The following is a 20,478-nucleotide window of genomic DNA, read 5'->3' as shown; positions in this document are numbered from 1 at the left end:
CTAGCCTTCACGCTGTTTTAATTTATTATATTCTAATGTACGAATGTACCTTGGGAGCGCGAGATGGATGACTATCGAACGGAAGAACTTCTGCCATCGACAGATGTAGAAGAAAGCTATGATAGACCTGTTGCCGAGACGCCCAGTCTGCGCTCGCTTCGTGTTTGCATGATCGGTCTGCGCGGCATACCAGATGTGCAGGGCGGAGTTGAAAAACATGTGGAACAGCTGGTGTCCAATCTGGTCGATCTTGGCGCCGATGTCCATGTTTTTGCACGCAGAAATTATGTTGCGGAGAAAGAGCCTTACGTGTGGCGCGGCATAACCGTCCATCCGCTGTGGGCGCCGCGTAACACTCGTCTCGAGGCAATTCTTCATACCGCGCTGGCGCTGGTGAAGGCGCGCTTTCTACATCCGGATATCGTTCATATCCACGCGGTCGGCCCATCGCTCGTTGCTCCGCTGGCGCGGGTTCTGCGGTTGAAAGTGGTCGTTACCCATCACGGTTACGACTATGACCGCGAGAAGTGGGGTTCGGTTGAAAAACGGATTTTGCGGCTGGGGGAATGGGCGGGAATGCGGTTTTCCCATGCGCGCATCGCCATTGCCAAGCACATCGCCGACCGTATGCAGGATGATTTCAGCAAGACGGTGCATTTCATTCCCAACGGCGTGAAGGTCGATACGAAGAGCCTCGATGATGACGTGCTGAACGAATTCGGCCTGACGAAAGGCCGTTATGTTCTGCTGGTGGCGCGTCTCGTTGCGGAAAAGCGGCAGACAGACCTTATCGAGGCGTTTTCGCGCGCAGGTCTTGGCAACACCAAGCTCGTGCTTGTGGGCGGTGGAGATGCGGATAGCACCTATGCCGACGATCTTCACGAACGGGCCAAAGCCAACGCGCAGGTGGTGCTGACCGGGCCGCAGCAGGGCCGCCGTCTTGCCAGCCTGTTTGCCAATGCCGGACTGTTCGTTCTTCCTTCAAGCCATGAAGGCATGCCGATTGCGCTGCTAGAAGCGATGGCTTACGGGCTGCCGGTGCTGGCCAGCGATATAGAGGCAAATCTTGCGCTTGGGCTGGATGAGGGTTCCTACTTCCCGCTGGGGAATATCGAGGAACTTTCGGCCTCGCTGCACAGCAAGATGGAAAACGCCAATGGTCTGCGGCAAGCGCGCCAGAGCGGAAACCGGATCATGTCTAAATATAACTGGCGGTCAATTGGCCTGAAGACGGCAGAGATTTATCTCTCCGTCGCACGCCGGAGGCGGGGTCGCTACAGTTAGCGGCCCGAAATATGCACGGTGGCTTTATGCTTGATCTACCACAAAACCCGTGTTGAGCAGGCTGACCACATCCTCGGCCTCATCCATCTTCAACGCATCGAGCTTCTCGTCGCTTACCCGCACGACATCGCCACTATCGGTCTCGTAAACGGACCAGAAGGCGTCTTCGTTGTTTGCGCGGATTTCGAATCGTGCCGATGGATCGTTTTTCATCTCATACCCCTTGGTCGTCCTTCTGGAACATTTACGCTTTGCGCAGTGCGCAAGCAAAATGGGCGCATTTCATGACGCCGCATTCTTTTTGAACGATTGCGAGCCTGAAGCGTTGCTTTCAAAACGTAAAGTTGAGGAGCGCGTGAGTGGTTTTCGATGCCAACGAGGCACTAATGCGGTTTGGAGCCAGCCACACGACAGCGGTGTTGTGGAAGCGGTTCGATGTTTCGCATCGGGAAATGTTCGATACGTTGGAAGACGCAATCGCCTTCATTCGGAATGATCGTTCCGCCCCGACCCATGTAGAACTGCATGTCCATCGTGGCGGTCACGATGTTCTTATCGAGGGCGAGGAGCTGGAGAAGCTCATCGCCCAGTATAAGACGACCCATAGCTGACAGTCAGCGCTGTTCCGATTGCCGCATCGGCATTCTGTCCACCAGATCGAACAGCTCCACCGCCGAAACCACGTCTTCACTGCGCAGCTTTATCCCACCATCCTTGCCGACCAAGATTGCTTCGAACCGATCTCCGGGCGCACTCGCTTCCGCGACAATTTCGCGAGCGTTAAGCTTGCCAGCCTCCCCGAAAAAGGCTCTGACATCACCGCCATCGACATGGAGCACTACCATATCACGATCTGCCAGCTCTGCTTTTTGGGTCGATATGGCTTCTAGCTGGCTGCGGATTTTCGGGTCGCCACTGTCGCCGAAAACAACAAGGACGCGGTTCTTCCATTCGAATTGCGAAAGGCTTTCCATGCTCACCCCCGGCGTTGGTGCGAGCAGCATCAGTGCTGCTGCAATAATCAGGTGTTTCATCTCAGGCATCCTGCGTTGCGCTGATAAAACATCCGGGAGAGATATTGGTTTACTTCCACGCTTCACATCTGCGTGGGTGAGGCTCTTAGAGCGTTTCCACTTAACAAGGAAACATTCTAGCTGCTGAGCGTACTTTCCTGCGTTCCGACTGTCATCATATTGCCGCGCCAGGAGACGGAGGAGCCGAGCCAGCTTTTGGCCCAGATGAGCGGCAACAACCCGTCGCGCAGCATCATGGCAGGCAGGCTGCGCCAGGAAAGGTGCCAACCTTTTAGTTTCGCAAGGGCGAGCTCAGGTAGATACATGATGGCGGTGACGCCAAGTGCAACGCCAGCCACTGTCTTGAATTCGGCATCTGCGGCCAGAGTAGCGGCCATTGCAAAGAGCAGAGGCGGAAGAGCGCCGACCAGAATTTCCGGGGCGAAGAATTGCGGGAAGGTAACGCGGCGGAGGCGCGCCCAGCGTGCCTGACGCGCCCATATTTCCGCGAAAGTGCGGGTGCCAAGCGGCTGCTCGAATGGAGATGAGACGAGATGGACCTTGCGTCCGCTACCACGCACGAGTTTCGTTGCGGCAGCATCCTCCGCAATTTCAGCGCCGAGAGCCTCTATGCCGCCGAGCGAGTTGAGCAAGGGCTTGTTCCAGAGCATGGTTTTACCCTGAGCAAAACCGTTGCCGGTTGCTTCCGAGGCATATTGATAGCGGCCCTGAAAGGTATTGAGGAAGGTGCATTCCAGCTCTGCCCAGATATCCGCAGGGCGCGAGCCGATGGGCGGGGAGCAGACGAGGCCGCTATCGCGCCGCCAGGCTGACATCAATGTCGAAATATAGTCGCCCGGCATCAACACGTTGGAGTCGGCCAGAATGACCCAATCGCTCGTGGCGGCGCGCCAGCCTTTGACGCAATTGTTAAGCTTGGGATTGGCGCTTATCCGGTCATCACCAATCAATATGCGCGCCCTGATCTGTGGGTAAGCGGCGATCTTGGATTTGACCTCGGCAATAACGGGATCGTTGCCATCGGCAACGCAGAAGATCAACTCATAATCCGGCCAATCCAGCTGGAAGGCACGGGAAACCGTCAGCGGTGTAAAGTTCTCGATGCCGCGCAGGGGGATGACGATGGAAACCGGAGTGTCGTGCGCTGACACTGTACTTGCAGGGGAGCTGGTTTTCACCCGGAAAGCCGCAAGCGCAATGCTCAGCATATGCGTGAATATGAGAGCAAGCGCACAAATGGCAAGGGCAGTTTCCATGCGTAACCAGCTCCGCGCTTACGACTCATCGCTTCGACTTCATGTCGATAAAGCAATTATAACGCCTACATGACAGCTGCATGTCAGCGCATCATGCCCCAGACATAACCAACAAGTGCTGCCAGACCTAGCGACTGTACCGGGTTCTTTCGGACCTGCCGGACAATGGTACGCCTTAGGGAATGAACTTCGCTCCTGGCGATGCGGCCCGATGCGCTGGCCATGCCTTGCGCAGATTCCGCGATAAGATCTAGTTCAGCGCTCAATGCTCGCAATTCATCCGTAGCAAAATCCGAAGACGACTGGTCATAGCGCGCCTTCACCGCCGCCAATGCCTCATCGACCTTGGGCGTTTCGGTTTCATCTTCCGCTGCGTCGGCGGCACCCGAACTTGTGGCCGTGGTGGTGCTGGTGTGGGACACCGGATCTGAGGCCGGAAAGGTTTCCTCCAGCCCTTCCTGAAGGTTGCTTTCACCGGAACGCTGACGGGCCTGCTCTTCATGAAGCGAGGCGACGGCTGGGGAATTTGGATCGGACATAGCATCTGCTCCCATGTTCAATGACTGCCATTTCAACATCTCACGCGCTGGTGAGGTTCCTTCTGGCCTGCGATAAGTTTGATGGCGCGGTCAGACCGCCTGAGGCTTGATAGGTTCCGGCGATGTCTGCAGCGAGATCACGCCCCGGGTGAGATCGGTACGGCCAGTTTCGACTTCGATAACCGTATAGAGTTTATCGTCGCGAAAGGCGCTGGCAAAGCGCGTCGTCACATCTTCCGCAGGCAGGGCATTGGCGGAGGGGAAATCGGGCTGGCTTTCCGAGGCCACGATGCGAGCATCACCGGCGGTTCTTGCGGCGACGAGGACGACGCCTTGAGGCGCATCCTTTACCCAACGCGGATCATTTTCCTCGGCTATCGGCACCAGCCGGTACACGTTCAGCACTTCAACACTGTTGGTGGAGGGAATTTCAGATTGTGACGAATACGACATATGGAACTCCTGCGTCTCGACACAATCGAACCGCCAGATGGCCGGGCGGTTCCAAAAGGTCTTCGAAAGAGGATGATATCAGATCATGACTTCGCCGCCGGTCACAGGGATGACGGCACCGGTGATGTAGCTGCCGCGCTCGGATGCCAGAAGCACATAGGCTCCGGCAAGTTCGGCGGGCTGCCCGGCGCGGCCAATCAGCGTCTGCTCACCGAATTTCTGCGTCTTTTCTGCAGGCATCGTGGAGGGGATGAGCGGTGTCCAGATCGGTCCGGGTGCTACGGCATTCACCCGGATGCCCTTTTCCGCAACCATGCCCGCCAAACCGGCGGTGAAGTTGAGGATGGCACCCTTGGTGGAGGCATAGGCCAGAAGCTGCGGGGATGGCTGCTTGGACTGGATGGAGGCCGTGTTGATGATGGAGCTTCCGGGCTTCAGATGTGGAACGGCGGCTTTCGAAAGGAAGAACGGTGCGTAGATATTGGTGCGGAATGTCTCGTCCCATTCTGCGGCCTCGATATCGCCAATATCCGCATATGTCCGCTGGAAGGCGGCATTGTTGACGAGAATATCGATCTTGCCGAATTCATCGACAGTGCGTTGGATCAGCGACTTGCAATGCTCTTCCGATTTGATGTCGCCTGGAATTGCCACAACCCTGCGGCCAGCCTCCTCAACCCATTTCACGGTATCGCGGGCATCTTCCTCTTCGTTCAGATAGGAAATGACGAGATCGGCCCCTTCACGCGCGAAAGCAATGGCCACAGCCCTGCCGATGCCGGAATCCGCGCCGGTGATAAGCGCAACCTTACCTTCCAGCAGGCCGCTACCTTTATAGGATTTCTCCCCATGATCCGGCACCGGCTGCATCTGATTGGTCGAGCCGGGCGGCGTCTGCTGCTGGTCAGAATAGGGCGGTGCCGGGCGGTGAACGTCAGCGGTCATGTCAGTGCTCCAATGTTGTTGATAGGAGCCAAACATATTTTGTGCAGGGCAGTTCCAACTTTCTTGAAGTGTCTCTTAGTCTACGGGTTCTGCGGCTGCCTGAGGAGAACAAGGATCAGCGGAGCCGCAATCAGGGAAACAATGGCCGCAATTGTGAAGGCGGCGACATATCCGAAGCGCTCGGCTATCGCGCCCGCACCTAAGCCTCCCGCCATGCTGACTATCCCATCCATGCATTGGAACAAGGTGAAATCCACCCCCGCTTGTCGAGGATCCGACCAGCCCATGAAGCAGGCGTAAAGGGCGACGAAACCAATGGACATCACGCCCGACGAACTGACGATAGCGACGGTCATAACAATCCAGTGCTCGGTTCCTCGATAAAGGCTGAACGCTGCGAAGGCGCAAAGCAGTAAAGTTTGCACAATGATCGATAGAATTAATACGCGCGATGAACCGAAGTTCCGCACCAGAAAGCCGCCGAGAAGCGCGCCACCGAAGCCGACAATCATGCTGCCAACGCCGTTCAAGGCGCCGATTGTTGCGAGATCGAACTCGTAATCGATCAGAAACGGTCCGAGCATGGCCAAGCCCCATTTCTGGGCAGCGACATAGACAGCCGCTATCATCAAGCCGCGCCTGACTTCAGGCCGTTTGAGTGCATGCAGAATAGAAGGGCGCTGTTCTCTGCTCTCAGCTCTCGTTTTGGATGCCGGGCCGAAAATGAAGGGCAACGCCAACAGGATAATGAGAGCCGCCATAGCGATCGTCGCGCTCTTCCAGCCGTAGTGATCCACGAGAACCAGAAACAGGCCAGCACCTATAGCAGAGCCCAGATAGGAGCCACCCACCTGAGCGGCATTCGCCCAGCCGTGATGCTTTTCGGCCAGCGTTTCCACTGCAAAGCCATCGCAAGCAATATCAACCGTGGCCGTGATGACGGCGATAATGAAAAGGACTGCAATTGCGGTGCTGACGGGAGAAGGGCCGGTGTGTGCAAGCACAAGCAGGCCAAGCGCACAGATCGTTATTCCGATTGCAATGATGTGGCGTGTCCGACTCTTCCCTATAGGCGGCAAACGATACCGCTCGACATAGGGTGACCAAATAAACTTCAGCGCCCACGGCAGCACGACAAGATAAAGAAGCCCGATCTGATCCAGCGGCAAACCAGCGGTTCTCAACACCGCTGGAAGCCCGAGAAAGGTCAATCCACCGATTACGCTTTGTCCGACATAAAGACCGCCGACAGCCAGAAAAACGGAGACTGGCGACGGTCTTTCAGATGAGCTTTGACGATCCAGCATCAGAACCGATACTTGACGCTGGCAACGACCTTGCGGCCTTCGTCGTAAAGGCAATAGCCTTTCGAGCAGACTTGATTGACTTCATCCAGCAGATTGGTGGCGTTGACTTGTAGTTTTACACCTTCCATTGCGGCGTTTAACTTACCAAGGTCGTAGCGCAGGCTGGCATCCACGAAGGTACGCGCCTTATTGTCGTATACGGGCGTGTGAGCATCATCGCCGAAGCTTGAGCCAACATACCTTATGCCAGCACCAAGCCCGAGACCTTCTAGCGGTCCGCTTTGTATCTCATAATCAGCCCATAGCGAGAACATGTGATACGGCGTCGAGCCCAACTGATTTCCAAGTGTAGTGGGACTTTGCTTGGTGATTTCTACGTCGTTGTAGGAGTACCCTGCTACCAGGCTGAGTCCGTTTTGTAGCGATGCTGTCGCCTCAAGTTCGATACCGCGCGTATGTAAATCGAGCTGACGCAAAACAGCGGGGGCGGCGGTCGTGTCATATAAAGACGCGTTCTTCTGCTCGATATCGAAATACGCGGCAGAGAGGAGCATGTTTTGATCAGGAAGATCGTACTTTATACCTATCTCATATTGTTTGCCGCGGGTAGGATCCGCTTGCCGTGTGGTGCCGTCTATAATAACGCCGGTATTAGCTACATATGATGTTCCGTAACTTATGTACGGCATGATGTTCCACGGGGTCACATAACCAACTGACGCGCGACCAGTCGTAACGCTGTCACGTCTTGAGCCAGCATCTCCATTCACATCGTACTTGCTGTCATGCCAGTCGTGGCGAAGGCCTAGACCAATACGCCAGGCATCCATTTCGATTTGGTCTTGAATGTAGACACCGACGGAGTTTTGCTTCTGGCTTTTAATCGAAGTCACGTCTGGAATTTGAGTAAACGGCGTCGAGCCATATCCCTCTCGGGTTTCGTACTCCATGAAACTGTAATCTACACCAGCAATAAGTTTGTGCTGAGCAGTGCCAGTTTGGAAGTCACCTTCCAGATAGGTATCTGAAGAAAGCCCCTTATTGTCTTCGTAAACTATGCCGAGATAGGGATCGGCAACCCATTCCTCATGGGTCCACAGCTTTGAGTAACGCAGCTTGTGGTGCAATGTCAGATTATCGGTAAGCTCGTGTTCAAGCTCATAACCAATTCGCCATTGTTTTTGCTTGAAGTCGTTGAAATCTGCATCCCCAACATAAGTTCCGGTGGCACCGCCGCCCGGCTTCTGGACGTAACCCCAGGTGCCGCCCGTCGTTGAGTCCATGTATTCACCGAGTACGGTGAATTTGGTGCCCTCGTCTGGTTTCCATGTGACTGCGGGGGCGATCATGACGCGGTCGTCCTTGATCGCGGCAATCTCATTTCTTGCGTCTCTGCCAATGCCCGTGAGGCGGTAAAGAACCGACCCGTCTTCTGTCACAGGACCGGATAGATCGAACGCGGCTTGGGTTCTCCCGTAAGAACCATATTGCAGCTCCACCTCGCGAATCTGTTCTTCTGTAGGGCGCTTCGAAATGATATCGACTATTCCGCCTGCACTGCTCGCACCGTAGATCGATGCTGCTGGGCCTCTTAGAATTGTCAGAGCCTCGATGCCGTAAGGCTCCAGTCGAAACAGACCATTAGGGCTGCTGATCTGACGCAGACCGTCACGGAATACGCCGGTGTAACTCAGCTCGATGCCTCGCAGTTTGAACACGTCGAAACGCGGCTCGGTACCGAATTCACCAGTACGAACGCTTGGCGTGTAATCAATCGCCTCCTTCAAATTCTGTGGCTGCCGGTCATCCAGCTGTTTACGGCTGACCACCGAAACGGACTGGGCAGTCTCGGCTACCGGCGTGTCGGTCTTCGTTGCCGTGCGTCCGGATTTGGCAACATAGCCGTCCGTCTGCACCACGCCCGGTACGCCGTCGGAGCCGCTTCCCTGAACGACGATCGTTTCCAGCACGGTCGAGCCATCGCTCGCGGCAGCCGCCTGGGAGCCGTTTGCGTTGGGGTCGAATATGCGGACCGTGTTGTTGCCGCTTATGGTGAAGCTCAGGCCTGAACCCGCGAGGAGCTGGGTGACGGCGGAGGACACGCCGACTGTGCCGCGAACGCCCGCGGTCGTTTTGCCAGTCGTGATGGAGGATGGGTAGAGCATTTTGAGGTTCGCCTGACGACCGAGCGTCAGAAGCGCACTTTCCAGAGGGCCAGCGGGTATCGACAGATTAACCGTTGAAGAAGAGACCGCTGCACCTTGCGCCAGCACGGTCTGCGTTCCTGCTGCGGTTGCCAAGGTCATGCTCAAGATGGCTGTCGTCGTCAGCCATGTTCTTCTTCCCGCCCGCTTCCCAAATGCCATTTCATTCCCTTTCCACGCCTGATCAGCAAGACGCTGCCCAATACGCAGCGCGTCTGCTTTACCTAGAGTGAGGGACACCCCGGCATCCTGACGTGGTTTGAGAAAAAAATTATCGGGACCGAACGAAAACCATCAGGCTCGACATGTGGGTGACGGTGACCGGAAGATTGGTCTCGAGAATATGAAGCGCCTGATCGGTCTGCCTGAGATCGAAAATGCCGGAAACGCTTAACTTTGCCGCTCGATCATCAAGAACGACGATACGTCCGTGACGGTATCGCTCCAGAACCTTGAGGACTTCTCCCAGCGACTGGCCGGAAAAGACAAGCTTTCCGTCCCGCCAGGCCGTATTGTTGGCCACATCTTGTTTTGTGCGGATAAATTTGCCGCCATCATCCAGCGTCACCGCATCTCCAGCAACGAGCCTCGTCGTTTCGCCTGCAGCGTCAACCCGCACTTCACCTTCTTCAACCTGCTCTTCCTGCGCAAGCAGGTTGCTTGCCGAGCGAACGGCATAATGCGTGCCGAGCGCCTGAGCGGTGAGCGTTCCGCTCTCGACGATGAATGGCCGCTGGGGGTTCTTTGCGACATCGAAGAAGGCCTCGCCGCGCAGCAGAACGACCCTTCGTTCACTGGGCGTGTAACGGGTCTGAACAGCCGAGTCCGTGTTGAGGCTGATCTGTGTTCCGTCATCCAGTGTCACGACTTTGGTTTCGCCGACGGAGGTATAGTAGTCTGCCTGAAGGCGTTCGACAACGCCGCTCTGTCGTGCGAAAAACAATGATAGGCCGATGAGACAGAGTAAAGCGAGTGTTGCAGTCGCTGCCTTGCCGGAAATGCGCTTGCGTTGCTTTGGGAGTTCAAGATCGATGCCACGCATTGAACCCCAGAGACTTTGCATCTCCTCATAGGCTTGGCCGTGCGCGGCGCTAGCGTTCAGCCAATCCTCGAAGTCGCGCTGGTCTGCCTGCGTGGCGTCAGCGGACTGCATTCGTGCAACCCAAAGCGCAGCCTCTTCGGCGAGGCCGTCGTCATTCAGGTCGTTCGCAGGTTCGTGCATGGGCAGGGCGCCGTCTTCGTCTTCTGTTCAGTTGCATCCATATATAATGAGTGCAAAAGAAACGAGCGCCTGACGTCGTATCAGGAATTTATTTTCGCACGCGCTGCGCGGCAGTGAAGCAGTGCCTTGATAATGTGCTTTTCCACCATGTTGCGGGATATGCCAAGCTTCACCGCGATCTCGCCATTCGGTAACCCATGCAGACGGCTTAGGACAAAAACCTGCTGGCATCGCTTCGGCAGGGCTTCGATTTCACGCGCCATTGCCGCGAGTTGCTGGCGACCGGCAACGATCTGCTCCTGTGAGGGGCCGTCGCAGGCGACGCCCAGCCCATCTTCAAGCGGCACAAGAAGGGGCCTCTCGCGCGATTGCCGGATAATGGACAGGCGAGCGACGGATTTTGCGATCTGGAAAAGGTAAGCCTGGGGGTTTTCGATTGCGGTGAAAGGAGATACCTGCAAGGCGCGCAATGCCGTTTCCTGCAATGCATCTGCCGCATCTTCGCGATCTCGTAGCTGACGCCTGAAGAAGCGCATCAAGCGGCTTTCTTCCTGCGTATCGAGAAGCTGTAATAAGGCTCTACTCATCAATCGACCTGGTCTAAATCGCTCTGTCGTAACCTTCGGCACGCGGGCCCAGGGTCACGTTAATAACATGACTAATAGCATCATGTTTTTGGAAAGCTCAAGGTCTACGGAACGCGATATGCAATGATCAACCGTTGATTGGGCGTTTAGAACCACTCTGTTGCGAAATTGCACGTCAGGTACGCAGTGAAAGCCTGCCCTGTTGCGCCAACGCGTCCGCCTTCTCGTTCCAGCCATGCCCAGCATGGCCCTTGCACCATGATACGATCGTCAGCGGGTTTTGCGTGAGATGGAGGTCGATTTTCTTCCATAGCTCAGCGTTTGGAATAGCGCGGCTGCGGCCTTGACCATTTGCAGTGCGGCGCTTCCAGCCGTTGGATTTCCACATATGTCGCCATTCGTTGCAGCCCCTCACCGCATAAACCGCGTCGGACCAGATGATTGCAGCCTCGGTCGGAGCGTTTTGCTCTAGCCAGAACATGCCCGCAAGAAGGGCTTCCAGTTCCATGGCGCTGTTATCGAATATGTTTGCGCCACCTGAAAGAGATGCGATTTCTACATTGTCCCTCAGGACCACCAATCCCCATCCCCGCGTTTAAGGGCAGGATCGAAGGAGCCGTCGACATAAAGCTGAAGGGATGGAGTGTTCAATATATCGCTCAGTTTGAAGGTCTTAAGGCTCTTCTTGGCAGAAATGCGCAGCATTTGTCCAGACCCATGCATCTGCCGCATGGCGGACTTGATAAGCTGTGACTTATCGTAAAGTCCCGGAAAGACTATATTCCAATCATCGAAACGACGTTGGAACTAAGAACTGGTTGCTGGCGTCAAGGACCTCACGAAAGGGGATCATCATGAACGTAGCACGCTCTTTGAACAACTGGCGCAAGTATCGTCAGACCGTCAACGAACTCGGCCGCATGAGCACACGCGAATTGCAGGACCTCGGCATCAACCGCGCCGATATCCGCAGCGTTGCCCGCGCATCGGTCGCTGGCCTCTAATTTCCAAGGTATGCGAATTTGCATGCCTCTCCTGCGATAAAGCGTATTTATTGTGCGAGTAAACCAAGTTAACTTCTAACCATCGAAGCGATGCACCTCCTCCCGCAGAGCTTCGAGTTTCAAATGTCCTTATCCTCCTCCCAAAGGGCATTTGGTGGAACAGCAGCACTCCTCCTCCCAGCTGCTGTTCGGTTCTTTTCGAAAAGCCTGCCGCACCTCCTCCCGCGGCAGGCTTTTTCGTTTTTAGGCCTTCTTTTCTTTCCTGCGCAGCGTGACGAAGGTCACGACACCGGCAACCAGCCCATACATCGTCCATTTGAACGGTAGCACATCGGCTGTTTCGCTGCGGATCGGCAGAACCGTTACGGTGCCGGGGGACGACTCGTAACCGACTTTGCCTTCTGCCTTCGCCTGCTCAATCTGCTGGGGCGAAACGACCCATTCCGCGCCGCGAGATTTGTCGAGCATCATAAATGCTGCGCCCACTGCAACGCCCACAATGACTGCGGCACCCAAGCTTTTGATTTTAGACATGTTTTACTCCTGCAAGTTACGAAGCCTGTCTACGTGCTGCATGCTGGCGAGGCAAGGCCGGAGTAACCCAAGGATGAGTGGTACATAATTTACCGTAACGCCGAGATGGCCCGGAGAACTTCAGAGCGCATTTTTGGAGCGCAACGCGCAGCTTGTTTCGATGGATGATTAAATTTTAATCGAAAGAGGCGCCGGCACTCTATTTTCATTACGAAATTTCAATTGGCACGCTCGTTGCATTTCTTGCTTGTATGCAAGACAGCACGGGACAAGACACCACTCATCATTCTATCGAAGCTTCGGTTATCTCGGGGATTTTATCCGCGCGGATAAAGCCGGGCGCGCGACTGGGAGAAAGCGAACTTGCGTCGCTTTTCGGTGTATCGCGCACGCTGATCCGCGAAGCGATGATGCGGCTGCAAAGCCGGGGCATCGTCACCGTCAAGCCTAGGCGCGGCTGGTATGTGATCCACCCTTCCGCCGAAGATGCGATGAAGGTCTATTCGGCACGGCGTGTCATTGAATTCGGACTTCTGCGAAACATGACTGTGCTGAGCGCCGAGGGGCGCCGGATACTTGACGGTCATCTCGCGCAGGAGAAAAGCGCGATGGCAGAGGGCAATCGGCAGCGCCTGACGGTGCTGATGGGCGATTTCCATATTCGTATCGCGGAAATTGCCGGAAACGACATCATCGTTGAGATGCTACGTGACCTTACGGCACGCACGGTCCTGATTTCCATGCTCTACCAATCGGATTTCCATGCGGCGCAATCGCATGAGGGCCATTGCCGCATTTATGAGGCGATGTGCGAAGGCGATTTTTCCGGTGCTGCCGAATACGCCATCCAGCATCTCGATGAGGTTGAAACCGGCCTCGATCTCTCGCGCAGGCTCGATCCGCTCGCAGACCTGCGCAGCTCCCTTTCTCTCCCCGCAGCTCCTGTCACCTAAAAGGAAAATGACATGTTGAACAGACGTTTGTTTCTCGCCATTGCCACGCTCTCAGCCAGCATCGGCCTTTCTGCGCCATCATTTGCCGATGCGCTTTCGGATATTGCCAGCCGCGGCACGCTGCGCGTTGCCGTGCCGCAGGATTTCCCGCCCTTTGGTAGCGTCAGCGCCGACATGACGCCACAGGGTTACGACATCGACGTCGCCAAACTGATCGGCGAGAAGATGGGCGTAAAGGTGGAGCTGGTGCCGGTGACGAGCGCCAACCGCGTCCCGTATCTGCAAACGCACAAGGTCGATCTGGTGATTTCCAGCCTCGGCAAGAACCCGGATCGTGAAAAGGTCATCGATTTCACCACCGCTTATGCGCCTTTCTTCAACGGCGTCTTCGCTCCTGCCGATCTGGCAGTCGCCAAGGTTGAGGATCTTTCCGGCAAGACTGTGGGTGTCACGCGCGGTGCTGTGGAAGATCTGGAGTTGACGAAGATCGCCCCTAGCGATGCCACCATCAAGCGGTATGAGGACAATAACGGAACGATCTCCGCTTTCCTTTCCGGTCAGGTTCAGGCGGTCGCCACGGGCAACGTCGTTGCCGCCGCCATTCTCGAGCGTAATCCGCCGAAGCGCCCGGAAATGAAGTTCCTCATCAAGAACTCACCCTGCTACATCGGTCTCAACAAAGATGAGCCAGCCCTGCTGGAAAAGGTGAATGGCATCATCGCCGCCGCGAAGGCGGATGGTTCGCTGAACGCCATCGCCACCAAGTGGCTGAAGACCGATCTTCCGAAGGACCTTTGAGACTGCGCATCATGATGCGCGAGCGTCCCGCGTAATGAGCGGGGCGCAACCCCTCCTCAGGAGTGACCAGCCTTGAACTATACTTTCGAATTCGGTTGGCTTGCCGAATATTATCCCCAGATCGCCAAAGGCGTGGCGATCACGGTCCAGCTCATCGCCATTGGTGGCGTGCTTGGCATTGCGCTGGGCATTGCCTGCGCATGGGTGCGTGCGCTGGGGCCAAAATGGCTGAAGCCGATTGTGGCGACCTATGTCGAGATGATCCGCAACACGCCGTTTCTGATCCAGCTTTTTTTCATCTTTTTCGGACTGCCCTCGCTTGGGCTGCAAATGTCGGAGCTGACCGCGGCCAATCTGGCGATGATCATCAATCTCGGTGCCTATAGCTGCGAGATCATTCGCGCCGGAATTCAGGCAACGCCCAAAGGACAGTTCGAGGCGGGAGCCAGTCTTGCCATGACACGCTTCGAGACCTTTTGTCACGTGGTGCTGGTGCCCTCGCTTCAGCGCATCTGGCCTGCCTTGTCGTCGCAGGTCGTCATCGTGATGCTGGGTTCTTCCGTGGTGTCGCAAATTGCAGCCGAAGATCTGACCTTCGCCGCCAACTACATCCAGTCCCGCACCTTCCGCGCCTTTGAGGCCTATATGGTCTCGACCGTAATCTATCTGGTTCTTGCGGTGCTTTTGCGCTTCGTGTTGACGCAAATCGGCAATGCCATCTTCCCAAGGAGAACGGCCCGATGATCGAATTCACCACCTGGGATATTCTGAGAAACCTGCTGCTGGCCGCGCGCTGGACAGTGCTTTTGTCGCTGGTGTCGTTTACCGGCGGCGCGCTGATTGCGCTCGGCCTTCTCTTCATGCGTATTTCAAAAAAGAAATCGCTGCGGGTGCTGGTCAAATACTATGTGGAGCTTTTTCAGGGCACGCCGCTTCTGATGCAGCTGTTCATCGTATTTTTCGGCCTTGGTTTGTTCGGCATCGACGTGCCAGCCTGGTTTGCAGCGGGCGCGACGCTGATCCTCTGGGCGGCGGCGTTTCTCGTGGAAATCTGGCGCGGATGCGTGGATGCGGTGGCGAAAGGTCAGTGGGAGGCATCCTCCAGCCTCGGCATGGGCCGCTTTCAGCAGATGCGCCACATCATCCTCCCGCAGGCCATGCGAATTGCCGTTCCACCTACCGTGGGATTTTCCGTTCAGGTCATCAAGGGCACGGCAGTCACTTCCATCATCGGCTTTGTCGAATTGTCGAAAGCCGGAACCGTCGTCACCAACGCAACTTTCCAACCATTTCTCGTCTATGGCCTCGTCGCGCTGATATATTTCGCGCTGTGCTGGCCTCTGTCGAAAAGCAGCCAAATTCTCGAAAGGAAGCTTAATGTCGCTCATCGAAATCACTGAAGTTCGGAAGAGCTACGGCACCAATGAAGTGCTGAAAGGCATTAATCTCGATGTCGAGCCGGGTGAAGTCATCGCCATCATCGGCAAGAGCGGTTCCGGCAAATCGACGCTACTTCGATGCATCAACGGGCTGGAGACGATTTCTCAGGGCAGCATTTCCGTGGCAGGCGCGCAATTGCTGGATGACGACCTTCACCTGAAGGCGTTGCGCCTGAAAGTCGGCATGATCTTCCAGCAGTTCAATCTGTTCCCGCATCTCACCGTGGGTGGCAACGTCATGGTGTCTCAGACGGTGGTCAAGAAAACGCCGAAATCACAAGCCGAAGCCATGGCGCGCAAGATGCTGGAGCGCGTCGGGCTGGCGCATAAGTTCGATGCCTATCCGGACGAGCTTTCCGGCGGACAGCAACAGCGCGTGGCGATTGCGCGTGCCCTTGCGATGCAGCCGATTGCGCTTCTCTGCGACGAGATCACCTCAGCACTCGACCCCGAACTGGTGTCCGAAGTTCTGGCGGTTGTGCGTGAACTGGCGGCAGAAGGCATGACACTTCTCATGGTGACTCACGAGATGAAGTTCGCGCGCGACGTCTGCTCCCGCGTCGTCTTCATGCATGAAGGACGCGTGCATGAGATCGGCCCGCCGGAAAGCGTGTTTGCAAATCCGCAGACGCCGGAGTTGCGGCAGTTTCTTGGGGTGCATTGATTGGGCTGAGGGGACCTGTTCACCACGCGGATGCGCGTCGGCTATACCCCGGCTTAAGGCCACGGTTGTCCGGGTAACTGTGTGCCGTGCTCCTGTCACTGGCAATTGGGACAATATGGTAAAAAAATACCCACTGCCGTCATCCTCGGGCTTGACCCACCGCTGTCCGGTTTAAACTGAGTAGGTGCTTGGGGCGAAAACAGCTCCCCCACCCGTCACCCCGCACTTGATGCGGGGTCCAGCAGACGCGCGTCTGCGTGTCGAAAAAGTCTTTCAGACCAAGGACTTGGTCTGGCTGGATCCCGGATCAAGTCCGGGATGACGGAAGTAGGAGTGCCGCTCTTCATAGTTCGGTGGAGGTCAAACGCCTCTTCCAGAACTGTAGATCAAATATTTCGAATGCCGGCAAAAAGCTCGGCGTTTTTGGCGTCCTTGCGATAGAACACAGGCGGTTGGCCTAAAGGTGCAGCTATCGTCACTTCCTGACCGCCTTCATGCACCGAGCCGCTCCAAATATGTACCCATTCTGTACTCTGCGGGAGATAGACGGTGCGCTCGCTTTGCCCTGCCTGCCATATAGGCGCGACCAGAAGTTCGGTGCCATAGAGATAGGCGTCCTGAATCTCGTAGGTCTGGCGGTCTCCCTCGTGGTGCAGGAAGAGGGGGCGTTGCACGGGGAGGCCGGTTTGGGTCGCTTCCGTAGACAAAGCCTTGAGGTAAGGGGCAAGGTGAACGTAAATGGCGGTCATGCGGGCGAAGTGTGCGAGCACGGTTTCGTCCTGATCGATCTGCAGATTGTCTCGCGGGCGGTTGCCTTCATGGGTGCGCATGACGGGGGTGAAGGCGCCCATCTCGGCCCAGCGCATCAGAAGCTCTGCGGTGCGGACATTGCCGAAGAGGCTGGTGTAGCCGCCAATATCCGAGTGGTGATAGGCGTTTCCAAGCAGGCCGGAAGACAGCGCACCGGACATGACCGTGACAAGGCCATCGTGACGGGTGAAATCCACCGACTGGTCTCCGCCCCATAGAAGCGGGCAATGGGCCTGAACACCGCTGAAGCCTGCGCGCATGAAGAACAGCGTTTCGCCCGTCTTACCGCGGCTTGCGACCGCCTTTGCATTGACCTCCGCCCAGATGGTGGGCCAGGCGTTGTGCATCAGCTTGGCATCCACGCCGTTGGCAAGATGAATGTCGATAGGGAGATATTCGCCGAAATCCGCCATCCAGCCGGAGAGGCCGAAGTCCAGCATATTTTGACCGATGATGGTTTCCGCAAACCAGTCCATAGCTTCGGGGTTGGTGAAATCCACCACGCCGCAATCGAACTCACCGAAGTCGACAAGCGCGGTTTCGCCCGTGTCGTTTTTGGCGAAATAGCCTTTGGCTTCCGCTTCCGGGAAAAAGGAGCCGTCGATGCAGAGATAGGGGTTCACATAGCCAAGAAAGCGGATGTCGTTATCGGCAAGTTCGGCAATCTTTTGGCGAAGTGCAGGGTAGCGCTCTTCATTCGCCTTCCAGTCCCAGAAAAGGCGCGCGCCGAATGTGGTGTGGCGCAAGCCGACCCAATCCTCGCACCAGAGGCCGGAAACCTTGACGCCCGCGGCACGGATTTTCTCCAGCCGTGCAAAGGACTGCTCGCCATCCTTCAAGCCAATGATTGCGCCGTTATAGACCCATTCCGGCAGTTCCGGCTGGCGACCGAAGCGCAGCGAGAGTTGGCCGACAAGTGCTGTGAATGTGTCTGCTGCGAAGAATTCCAGACGGTCGGGGACGGCCCAGACCTCGATTTCGTGGAAGCCATCACGACGGAAATCGAAGACGGAATAAGCCGTGGTTTCAACGTGCAAAGCGTAGTGGCGCGACGAAACGTAGGTCGGCTGCGGGTAATTGGTATGGTAGTAATCACCGCCCGCCTTGCTGGACACATCGGCTTTGAAGGTGAGTTCAGTCGTCTTGTCGCGACCGACGCCGGGTTCCGATGTCCAGAGCGGGAACTTGCGTCCGCGCATGTTGAAATAGGACATCTGCTCGCCGCCGCCCCAAACGCATTCGTCCTTTTCGGCCACCATGCGAAGCCAGAAGCGATTGACGGAGGGATCGAGCGCATCGACCTTGACGCTGTTGTCGCTGATGCTCAGGCGAAGCCTTGGCTGCTGGCCTTGCGCATCAGAAAGCGTGACGCTGTCGCCTTCGACTTCCGCGTGGCGGAGTGCCAGACGCTCCACGACGTAATCCTCGATATCGAAATTGCCGCGATACATGTCCATGCGCTCTTCGCCTTTGCCGACGAAGATGCAAGTGCTCCCGGCTGAATGGCGAAGGACGGTGGTTCCGTTGATGGCCAGTTCAAAGCCGTCGGCTGTCTTTTGGAAATGCATGACAAAGTCTCTCGATGATGGAGGGTTCTTAGCCCTTGATGCCGCCAGCAGTCAGGCCGGATACCACGCGCTCCTGGAAAATCACGATCAGGATCGCGACCGGTACGATGCCGACGACGAGTGCTGCGGAAATGACCGGCCATGGGAAGGCGAACTCACCCTGATAAAGCTGGATGCCGACCGGCAGCGTGCGCAGCGAAGGATTGGAGTTGAAGGACAGTGCCAGCAGGAATTCATCCCAAGCATTGACGAAAGCCAGAATGCCAGCAGTGAATACGCCCGGTGCGCAGAGCGGAACGACGATCTTGAACAGTGCACCGATACGCGTGCAGCCATCGATCATCGCGGCGTTTTCCAGATCGCGCGGAATACCTTCGAAGAAGGACACCAGCATCAGCGTGCAGACCGGCAGCGATAGAACCGTGTAGGGCAGAACCAGCGCAATCCACGTGTTCAACAGGTTCAGCGTGCGCATTATTTCAAACAGCGGCACCAGCAGCGTGACCAGCGGAAAGGTGGAGACGGCGATGATGGCGGAAAGGATGAGGCCGCGATAACGCAGGTTCAGCCGCGCCAGCGCATAGGCTGCCAGAACCGAGACGAACAGCGTCAGGCAGGTGGAAAGCAGCGCCACCATGAAACTGTTGAACAGGAAGATATGCAGCGGCTGATCCGAAAAGGCCTGCATGTAGTTTGCCAGTGTCGGGGCGTGCGGCAGCCATGTAATCGGCTTCGCCGTCAGTTCGGCCTCGTTTTTCAGCGAGGTGAACAAAATCCAAAGCGCTGGGAACATGCCGTTGATCAGAAGTGCGGCGGCTGCGAAGAGGCGAAGCGGGCGACCGGAGAGCATGGAGGAAAGGCCGGGAGAGGTGACGGTGCTCATGGCTTAATCCTTCGTTCTGATGGCGCGCAGATAGATGACGGTCACGACCATGGAAAGCGCAAACATAACCACTGCCAGCGCCGATCCGTAACCGAGATCGAGGAAGGACACGGTGTTCTGGTGGATATACATGGCAAGCGTTGCAGTGGAGGTGCCGGGGCCACCGCCGGTCATCATATAGGGAATATCGAAGGTCTGGAGCGCGGTAATGGTTCTGAAGATCAGCGCCACCACGATTGCGGGCTTCAGCAGAGGCAGGGTGATTTCGAAGAACTGGCGAATTCTGCCCGCGCCATCCACGTCGGCTGCCTCGTAAAGCGAGCGCGGAATGGTCTGGAGACCGGCGAGGATGATCAGCGCCATGAAAGATGACGTCTTCCAGATGATCGTCAGGCAGATGGCAGCGAATGCCCAGTGCGGCGAGTTGAACCAGATGATGCCTTCGAAACCGAAGCGGTTGAGCACGTCGTTGACGACACCATATTCCGAATGGAAAAACCACGCGAAGATAAGGCCCGCGAAGGAAAGCGGCAGCGCCCAGGGAATGAGGAGCGAAAGACGCACTGGCCATTGCGTGCGGAAGGGCAGGTTGGCGAGCAGCGCCAGAGCGAGGCCCATCAAAAGCGCACCGGGAACGGTGATCAGCGTTATCAGCACCGTATTCCAGGTGGTTTCCCAGAATACCGGGTCCTCAAGCATCAGGCGGTAATTATCGAGGCCGACGAATTCTGCGGGCAGACCAGAAGTCAGAGACAGGCTGAAAAGGCTGGTATAGCCGAGTTTCAGCACGGGATAGACGATAATGAGCGCCAGCAGAATGCCTGCGGGAGCCAGCAGCAGCACGGCCAGCGCCCGGTCTCCGAGATCGAGCCAGTTCGTCCAGCGCGGGGCAGGTTTTTCCGCACCGTGCGTGGCGTGCAGAGACGAGGTCATCACCGTCGCATCTCCCAAAGGAATTTCGAATTGAGGAGGGTTGGAGTGCCGGGTCCGACCA

The 20,478-nt window shown here is 56.5% G+C and carries 23 protein-coding genes; 8 read left to right on the top strand and 15 right to left on the bottom strand.

Annotated elements, in window-relative coordinates; translation table 11 throughout:
* The first annotated feature begins 63 nt into the window (after window positions 1-63).
* Window positions 64-1,284 (top strand): glycosyltransferase family 4 protein, encoded by a 1,221-nt coding sequence (locus tag CFBP5473_RS17035; protein ID WP_234881847.1) that lies wholly within the window; start codon window positions 64-66, stop codon window positions 1,282-1,284.
* Window positions 1,285-1,308: 24 nt separating this feature from the next.
* Here the strand turns inward: CFBP5473_RS17035 and CFBP5473_RS17030 are convergent, their stop codons facing one another.
* Window positions 1,309-1,497 (bottom strand): hypothetical protein, encoded by a 189-nt coding sequence (locus CFBP5473_RS17030; protein WP_027675067.1) that lies wholly within the window; start codon window positions 1,495-1,497, stop codon window positions 1,309-1,311.
* A gap of 146 nt (window positions 1,498-1,643) precedes the next feature.
* Between CFBP5473_RS17030 and CFBP5473_RS17025 the strand changes: the two genes are divergently transcribed.
* Window positions 1,644-1,895 carry a hypothetical protein gene (locus CFBP5473_RS17025; RefSeq protein WP_136954394.1) on the top strand — a complete coding sequence of 84 codons (252 nt, stop codon included), beginning with the start codon at window positions 1,644-1,646 and terminating at the stop codon, window positions 1,893-1,895.
* Between the two features lie 3 nt (window positions 1,896-1,898).
* Here the strand turns inward: CFBP5473_RS17025 and CFBP5473_RS17020 are convergent, their stop codons facing one another.
* The 10 genes from CFBP5473_RS17020 to CFBP5473_RS16975 all read right to left on the bottom strand — a co-directional run bounded on the left by CFBP5473_RS17020 (window position 1,899) and on the right by CFBP5473_RS16975 (window position 11,411).
* On the bottom strand, window positions 1,899-2,318 hold the full coding sequence (locus tag CFBP5473_RS17020) for a DUF4174 domain-containing protein (RefSeq protein ID WP_051441249.1): 420 nt from the start codon (window positions 2,316-2,318) through the stop codon (window positions 1,899-1,901).
* A gap of 116 nt (window positions 2,319-2,434) precedes the next feature.
* On the bottom strand, window positions 2,435-3,574 hold the full coding sequence (locus tag CFBP5473_RS17015) for a ceramide glucosyltransferase (protein WP_027675070.1): 1,140 nt from the start codon (window positions 3,572-3,574) through the stop codon (window positions 2,435-2,437).
* A gap of 83 nt (window positions 3,575-3,657) precedes the next feature.
* Window positions 3,658-4,113 (bottom strand): hypothetical protein, encoded by a 456-nt coding sequence (locus CFBP5473_RS17010; protein WP_027675071.1) that lies wholly within the window; start codon window positions 4,111-4,113, stop codon window positions 3,658-3,660.
* 90 nt (window positions 4,114-4,203) lie between these two features.
* Complete coding sequence (locus CFBP5473_RS17005) at window positions 4,204-4,566, bottom strand: hypothetical protein (RefSeq protein ID WP_106389374.1); 363 nt, start codon at window positions 4,564-4,566, stop codon at window positions 4,204-4,206.
* A 78-nt stretch (window positions 4,567-4,644) separates the two neighbouring features.
* Window positions 4,645-5,511, bottom strand: coding sequence for an SDR family oxidoreductase (locus CFBP5473_RS17000; protein WP_027675072.1), 867 nt, complete (start codon window positions 5,509-5,511; stop codon window positions 4,645-4,647).
* Between the two features lie 80 nt (window positions 5,512-5,591).
* A complete protein-coding gene (locus CFBP5473_RS16995) occupies window positions 5,592-6,818 on the bottom strand; it encodes an MFS transporter (RefSeq protein WP_027675073.1) in 1,227 nt (408 codons plus the stop codon).
* Entirely contained in the window at window positions 6,818-9,262 is a 2,445-nt protein-coding gene (locus CFBP5473_RS16990) for a TonB-dependent siderophore receptor (RefSeq protein ID WP_234881845.1), read from the bottom strand. The genes CFBP5473_RS16995 and CFBP5473_RS16990 overlap by 1 nt, the downstream gene beginning before the upstream one ends.
* A gap of 31 nt (window positions 9,263-9,293) precedes the next feature.
* Window positions 9,294-10,244 (bottom strand): FecR family protein, encoded by a 951-nt coding sequence (locus tag CFBP5473_RS16985; RefSeq protein WP_136954393.1) that lies wholly within the window; start codon window positions 10,242-10,244, stop codon window positions 9,294-9,296.
* A gap of 80 nt (window positions 10,245-10,324) precedes the next feature.
* Window positions 10,325-10,831 (bottom strand): RNA polymerase sigma factor, encoded by a 507-nt coding sequence (locus CFBP5473_RS16980; RefSeq protein WP_027675076.1) that lies wholly within the window; start codon window positions 10,829-10,831, stop codon window positions 10,325-10,327.
* 175 nt (window positions 10,832-11,006) lie between these two features.
* Complete coding sequence (locus tag CFBP5473_RS16975; RefSeq protein ID WP_106389375.1) at window positions 11,007-11,411, bottom strand: RNase H family protein; 405 nt, start codon at window positions 11,409-11,411, stop codon at window positions 11,007-11,009.
* A gap of 274 nt (window positions 11,412-11,685) precedes the next feature.
* Here CFBP5473_RS16975 and CFBP5473_RS16970 point away from each other — a divergent pair, with 274 nt between their 5' ends.
* Complete coding sequence (locus tag CFBP5473_RS16970) at window positions 11,686-11,835, top strand: DUF1127 domain-containing protein (RefSeq protein WP_084631607.1); 150 nt, start codon at window positions 11,686-11,688, stop codon at window positions 11,833-11,835.
* A gap of 243 nt (window positions 11,836-12,078) precedes the next feature.
* On the opposite strand, the gene CFBP5473_RS16960 is transcribed toward CFBP5473_RS16970, so the two are convergent.
* Window positions 12,079-12,369, bottom strand: a complete 291-nt coding sequence (locus CFBP5473_RS16960) for a hypothetical protein (RefSeq protein WP_027675077.1) — start codon at window positions 12,367-12,369, stop codon at window positions 12,079-12,081.
* A gap of 251 nt (window positions 12,370-12,620) precedes the next feature.
* Between CFBP5473_RS16960 and CFBP5473_RS16955 the strand changes: the two genes are divergently transcribed.
* From CFBP5473_RS16955 to CFBP5473_RS16935, 5 genes are all read left to right on the top strand, one after another.
* The gene (locus CFBP5473_RS16955; RefSeq protein ID WP_027675078.1) at window positions 12,621-13,322 is read left to right on the top strand and encodes a GntR family transcriptional regulator; all 702 of its coding nucleotides are present in this window, start codon (window positions 12,621-12,623) and stop codon (window positions 13,320-13,322) included.
* 12 nt (window positions 13,323-13,334) lie between these two features.
* Window positions 13,335-14,120, top strand: coding sequence for a transporter substrate-binding domain-containing protein (locus tag CFBP5473_RS16950; RefSeq protein WP_027675079.1), 786 nt, complete (start codon window positions 13,335-13,337; stop codon window positions 14,118-14,120).
* 72 nt (window positions 14,121-14,192) lie between these two features.
* On the top strand, window positions 14,193-14,864 hold the full coding sequence (locus tag CFBP5473_RS16945) for an amino acid ABC transporter permease (RefSeq protein WP_027675080.1): 672 nt from the start codon (window positions 14,193-14,195) through the stop codon (window positions 14,862-14,864).
* A complete protein-coding gene (locus CFBP5473_RS16940; protein ID WP_027675081.1) occupies window positions 14,861-15,520 on the top strand; it encodes an amino acid ABC transporter permease in 660 nt (219 codons plus the stop codon). Before CFBP5473_RS16945 ends, CFBP5473_RS16940 begins: the two co-directional genes overlap by 4 nt.
* The gene (locus CFBP5473_RS16935; protein WP_027675082.1) at window positions 15,498-16,223 is read left to right on the top strand and encodes an amino acid ABC transporter ATP-binding protein; all 726 of its coding nucleotides are present in this window, start codon (window positions 15,498-15,500) and stop codon (window positions 16,221-16,223) included. The genes CFBP5473_RS16940 and CFBP5473_RS16935 overlap by 23 nt, the downstream gene beginning before the upstream one ends.
* Window positions 16,224-16,609: 386 nt before the next feature.
* Here the strand turns inward: CFBP5473_RS16935 and CFBP5473_RS16930 are convergent, their stop codons facing one another.
* The 3 genes from CFBP5473_RS16930 to CFBP5473_RS16920 are packed head-to-tail and all read right to left on the bottom strand — an operon-like array spanning window position 16,610 to window position 20,417.
* A complete protein-coding gene (locus tag CFBP5473_RS16930) occupies window positions 16,610-18,601 on the bottom strand; it encodes an alpha-glucosidase (protein ID WP_027675083.1) in 1,992 nt (663 codons plus the stop codon).
* Window positions 18,602-18,629: 28 nt separating this feature from the next.
* Entirely contained in the window at window positions 18,630-19,484 is an 855-nt protein-coding gene (locus CFBP5473_RS16925) for a carbohydrate ABC transporter permease (protein ID WP_027675084.1), read from the bottom strand.
* A 3-nt stretch (window positions 19,485-19,487) separates the two neighbouring features.
* Window positions 19,488-20,417: a carbohydrate ABC transporter permease gene (locus CFBP5473_RS16920; protein WP_027675085.1), complete on the bottom strand. Its 930-nt coding sequence runs from the start codon at window positions 20,415-20,417 to the stop codon at window positions 19,488-19,490.
* Window positions 20,418-20,478: the final 61 nt, after the last annotated feature.

Origin of the sequence: Agrobacterium larrymoorei (assembly GCF_005145045.1) — a bacterium.
Taxonomy (GTDB): Bacteria; Pseudomonadota; Alphaproteobacteria; order Rhizobiales; family Rhizobiaceae; genus Agrobacterium; species Agrobacterium larrymoorei.
This window is presented reverse-complemented; position numbering and strand designations above follow the sequence as displayed.

Bases quoted from the DNA above. Each gene is read 5' to 3' on its own strand.
- CFBP5473_RS17030 (WP_027675067.1), bottom strand. From the start codon at position 1,497: ATGAAAAACGATCCATCGGCACGATTCGAAATCCGCGCAAACAACGAA.
- CFBP5473_RS16930 (WP_027675083.1), bottom strand. From the start codon at position 18,601: ATGCATTTCCAAAAGACAGCCGACGGCTTTGAACTGGCCATCAACGGA.
- CFBP5473_RS16985 (WP_136954393.1), bottom strand. From the start codon at position 10,244: ATGCACGAACCTGCGAACGACCTGAATGACGACGGCCTCGCCGAAGAG.
- CFBP5473_RS17005 (WP_106389374.1), bottom strand. From the start codon at position 4,566: ATGTCGTATTCGTCACAATCTGAAATTCCCTCCACCAACAGTGTTGAA.
- CFBP5473_RS16995 (WP_027675073.1), bottom strand. From the start codon at position 6,818: ATGCTGGATCGTCAAAGCTCATCTGAAAGACCGTCGCCAGTCTCCGTT.
- CFBP5473_RS16940 (WP_027675081.1), top strand. From the start codon at position 14,861: ATGATCGAATTCACCACCTGGGATATTCTGAGAAACCTGCTGCTGGCC.
- CFBP5473_RS16960 (WP_027675077.1), bottom strand. From the start codon at position 12,369: ATGTCTAAAATCAAAAGCTTGGGTGCCGCAGTCATTGTGGGCGTTGCA.
- CFBP5473_RS17015 (WP_027675070.1), bottom strand. From the start codon at position 3,574: ATGGAAACTGCCCTTGCCATTTGTGCGCTTGCTCTCATATTCACGCAT.
- CFBP5473_RS16920 (WP_027675085.1), bottom strand. From the start codon at position 20,417: ATGACCTCGTCTCTGCACGCCACGCACGGTGCGGAAAAACCTGCCCCG.
- CFBP5473_RS16955 (WP_027675078.1), top strand. From the start codon at position 12,621: ATGCAAGACAGCACGGGACAAGACACCACTCATCATTCTATCGAAGCT.
- CFBP5473_RS16970 (WP_084631607.1), top strand. From the start codon at position 11,686: ATGAACGTAGCACGCTCTTTGAACAACTGGCGCAAGTATCGTCAGACC.
- CFBP5473_RS17000 (WP_027675072.1), bottom strand. From the start codon at position 5,511: ATGACCGCTGACGTTCACCGCCCGGCACCGCCCTATTCTGACCAGCAG.
- CFBP5473_RS17020 (WP_051441249.1), bottom strand. From the start codon at position 2,318: ATGAAACACCTGATTATTGCAGCAGCACTGATGCTGCTCGCACCAACG.
- CFBP5473_RS16925 (WP_027675084.1), bottom strand. From the start codon at position 19,484: ATGAGCACCGTCACCTCTCCCGGCCTTTCCTCCATGCTCTCCGGTCGC.
- CFBP5473_RS16980 (WP_027675076.1), bottom strand. From the start codon at position 10,831: ATGAGTAGAGCCTTATTACAGCTTCTCGATACGCAGGAAGAAAGCCGC.
- CFBP5473_RS17035 (WP_234881847.1), top strand. From the start codon at position 64: ATGGATGACTATCGAACGGAAGAACTTCTGCCATCGACAGATGTAGAA.
- CFBP5473_RS17010 (WP_027675071.1), bottom strand. From the start codon at position 4,113: ATGTCCGATCCAAATTCCCCAGCCGTCGCCTCGCTTCATGAAGAGCAG.
- CFBP5473_RS16950 (WP_027675079.1), top strand. From the start codon at position 13,335: ATGTTGAACAGACGTTTGTTTCTCGCCATTGCCACGCTCTCAGCCAGC.
- CFBP5473_RS16935 (WP_027675082.1), top strand. From the start codon at position 15,498: ATGTCGCTCATCGAAATCACTGAAGTTCGGAAGAGCTACGGCACCAAT.